Here is a 3842-nt window from a genome sequence, read left to right as displayed (position 1 = left end):
CCCATAAAAAGAAAAATGCCAGTCAGCTTAACTGACTGGCATTAGCCTAATGGCTCCTTTTTTATTTTCTTCAATTACACAAACTGCTTAAAACCTGAGTGTACACACGGTATACTAAGGGTAATTTTCACGCTACTTCTTAGATAGTAAAAAGCCAAATATGCAAAAATATGACGTAAAAACCTTTCAAGGTTTGATCCTGGCTTTACAGGATTATTGGGCGCAGCAAGGCTGTGTCATTATTCAACCACTTGATATGGAAGTGGGCGCAGGGACATTTCACCCGCAAACTTTTTTAAAGTCTATTGGCCCAGAGCCAATGGCGAGTGCATACGTGCAACCGTGTCGTCGTCCTACCGATGGTCGCTACGGTGAAAATCCAAATCGCTTACAACACTACTACCAATTCCAGGTAGTTTTAAAGCCATCGCCAGATAACATCCAAGAGCTTTATTTAGGCTCTTTAGCGGCAATGGGTATCGACACACTAACTCACGAAGTTCGCTTTGTAGAAGACAACTGGGAATCACCTACGTTAGGTGCGTGGGGACTAGGTTGGGAAATTTGGTTAAACGGCATGGAAGTAACGCAGTTTACCTACTTCCAACAGGTTGGTGGTATTGAGTGTTCACCAGTAACGGGTGAGATCACTTACGGCCTAGAGCGTTTAGCAATGTACATTCAAGGCGTAGATAGTATTTACGACTTAGTATGGGCAGACGGTCCACTAGGGCGTGTAACATACGGCGATGTGTTCCATCAAAATGAAGTAGAGCAGTCTACTTACAATTTTGAACACGCAAACGTAGAAGACTTATTTGCTCAGTTTGATAAATGTGAAGCAGAGAGCCAAAAGTTAATTGAAGCAAACTTACCACTACCGGCTTACGAGCAAGTAATGAAAGCATCGCACGCATTTAACTTACTAGACGCACGCCACGCAATTTCGGTAACCGAACGTCAACGTTATATTTTACGCGTACGTGCGTTATCAAAAGCGTGTGCACAAAGTTACTATGACAAACGCGAAGCGCTTGGTTTCCCGCTGTGTAAGGATAAGTAAGTATGTCAGCACAAAATTTATTAGTAGAAATTGGCACAGAAGAGTTGCCACCAAAAGCACTGCGTAAATTAGCAGAAGCTTTTGCTGCAAACTTAACTGCAGAGCTAGAAACACTAGAGTTAGCACATCAAGGTGTAAGCTGGTATGCATCGCCTCGTCGTTTAGGTTTACAAGTAAAAGCGCTTGAAGCTAAGCAACAAGACAAAGAAGTTGAAAAACGCGGCCCAGCAACCAAAGCCGCATTTGACGGTGACGGTAACCCAACAAAAGCAGCAATGGGTTGGGCACGTGGTTGTGGTATTGAAGTAAAAGACGCACAAACACTTGAGACTGATAAAGGCGCATGGTTATTGCACATTGCTAAAGTAGCAGGGCAAGAAACTAAAACGCTAATGACAGGTGCAATTACTAAAGCGTTGGCTAAATTACCAATTCCTAAACCAATGCGTTGGGGCGCGAATAAAACACAATTTATTCGACCAGTGCATACGGTAACTATTTTGTTTGGTGATGAGTTACTTGAAGGTGAGATCCTTGGTAAGAAAATAACTAACCAGCTTCAGGGTCATCGTTTTCACCACCCAGAAAAAATTAGTATAAACCATGCAGATGACGTTTTTGACGTACTTAAATCTGCTTACGTTATTGCTGATTACGAACAACGTAAAGCGCAAATTCGTACACAAATAGAAGAAGCTGCAAAAGCAGTTAACGCTATTGTTGCTATGGATGAAGATCTACTAGAAGAAGTAACATCACTTGTAGAGTGGCCAGTTACTTTAACGGCAACATTTGAAGAAGCATTTTTAGATGTACCAGCCGAAGCGTTAATCTATACCATGAAAGACGATCAAAAATATTTCCCGTTATTAGATCAAAACGGCAAACTTTTAAATAAGTTTTTGTTTGTATCTAACATCGAAAGTAAAGATCCAAGCGTCGTTATTTCTGGTAACGAAAAAGTAGTACGCCCACGTTTAGCTGATGCACAGTTTTTCTTTGAAACAGATAAAAAGAAAACTCTAGAAAGCCGACTAGAATCGCTTGATAGCGTATTGTTCCAAAAGCAACTTGGTACGCTTAAAGATAAGTCTGCGCGTATTAGTGAGCTTGCAGGTTATATTGCTGAGCAATTAGGTGCTGATAAAGCATTAGCAGAGCGCGCTGGTCTATTAAGTAAAACAGACTTAATGACTGAAATGGTAATGGAATTTACCGACGTGCAAGGTGTAATGGGAATGCATTACGCTCGCCATGACGGTGAAGCCGAGGATGTAGCCATAGCGCAAAACGAGCAGTACATGCCACGCTTTGCAGGCGACAACTTACCTACAAATTTAATTAGCTGCGCAGTAGCGATTGCTGATAAGTTTGACACGCTGGTGGGTATTTTTGGTATAGGCCAAGCACCTAAAGGTGACAAAGACCCATTTGCTCTTCGTCGTGCTGCTATTGGTGCACTTCGCATTATGGTAGAAAAAGAACTACCACTTGATATTTTAGACCTAGTAGCTAAATCGCAAACATTGTTTGGCGACAAGTTAACTAACTTAAATGTATCAGCTGATGTATTTGAATTTATGCTAGGGCGCTTCCGTGCTTGGTATCAAGACGAAGGTATTGAAGTAGACGTAATTCAAGCAGTGCTTGCACGTCGTCCGACTAAACCTGTTGATTTTGATCGCCGTGTTAAAGCCGTAAGCCACTTCCGTACATTAGACGCAGCAGAAGCGCTTGCAGCAGCTAATAAGCGTGTAGGTAATATTCTGGCTAAAAACGACATTACCAGGCAAGGTAGTGTTGATGAGAGCTTATTAAGCGACGACGCTGAAAAAGTATTAGCATCACAAGTAGCAAAATTTGCCACTGACCTTGCACCACTTTACGCAGATGGAAACTACCAAGAAGCATTAAGCCAATTGGCAGGTATTCGCGAAAGTGTTGATAACTTTTTTGACAACGTAATGGTTATGGCCGACGATGAAGCTGTTAAGCAAAATCGTCTTGCGCTGCTAAGCCAGTTAAGCGGATTGTTTTTAGGTATTGCAGATATTTCTGTTTTACAAAAATAACACCGATTAGCTATTTTAAAAGCCAGCATTTTGCTGGCTTTTTAGTTTTCACTGTACGCAAAGGATACCCATTGATGATTTCTATGAAACGAATTTTAACCTTAGCAATTGCTGGTTTACTTACCGCATGTACTAGTCAAATTTCGATTAACGATGTATTGCCACAACAAGAGCTAGATAAAACAATTTACCTAAGAGGCGACTTTACGCTTTGGGATGCTGAACCTCAGTATCAATTTATGCCAGTAGGCACTGCGCTTTATCAAGCTGAAGTAAAGTTTTCTAGCCCTGGTAAAGTGTACGAATTTAAAATAGCAGATGCCGATTTTAGCGAAGGTTACAACTGCGGTTACAGCGATGCACAACCTGCAGGGCAAAAACTAACACTCGGCCAACCTGCAGTTGCCGATTGTAGTACTATTTATAATTACTTTAGCTACACGCCAGCAATAAAAGGCACGTACATAGTAAGTATTGATTACAGTGACTACGATAAGCCACAAGTGACGATAACGAAGAAGTAAATTCGCTACCTATTTTTGTGTTTAAAGCTTTTTTGGAGACTATTGTATTTTGATATCGTAGTCTTATCTAAAAGGAATTTTTAATGATTAAATTGAAAGTGATAGAGCGAGAGAGCAAATCAGATATAGAAACGTTGATATTAGATTGGGCTAAAAAAGCTACACCAATATATGATGGGAAGT

Annotated in this window: 3 protein-coding genes; all 3 read left to right on the top strand. The window is 40.9% G+C overall.

Annotated elements, in window-relative coordinates:
* Positions 1-160 precede the first annotated feature (160 nt).
* Positions 161-1063 carry a glycine--tRNA ligase subunit alpha gene (gene glyQ / locus GQR46_RS17325; RefSeq protein ID WP_007584197.1) on the top strand — a complete coding sequence of 301 codons (903 nt, stop codon included), beginning with the start codon at positions 161-163 and terminating at the stop codon, positions 1061-1063.
* A 2-nt stretch (positions 1064-1065) separates the two neighbouring features.
* Positions 1066-3135: a glycine--tRNA ligase subunit beta gene (gene glyS, locus GQR46_RS17320; RefSeq protein ID WP_165741722.1), complete on the top strand. Its 2070-nt coding sequence runs from the start codon at positions 1066-1068 to the stop codon at positions 3133-3135.
* Between the two features lie 74 nt (positions 3136-3209).
* Complete coding sequence (locus GQR46_RS17315; RefSeq protein WP_165741720.1) at positions 3210-3659, top strand: hypothetical protein; 450 nt, start codon at positions 3210-3212, stop codon at positions 3657-3659.
* The last annotated feature ends 183 nt before the right edge of the window (positions 3660-3842 follow it).

This window comes from Pseudoalteromonas sp. Z1A6 (genome assembly GCF_011378745.1).
GTDB classification, from domain to species: Bacteria; Pseudomonadota; Gammaproteobacteria; order Enterobacterales; family Alteromonadaceae; genus Pseudoalteromonas; species Pseudoalteromonas arctica.
The sequence above is the reverse complement of the archived record's forward strand: the minus strand, read 5'-3'. Positions and strand labels throughout refer to the sequence as shown.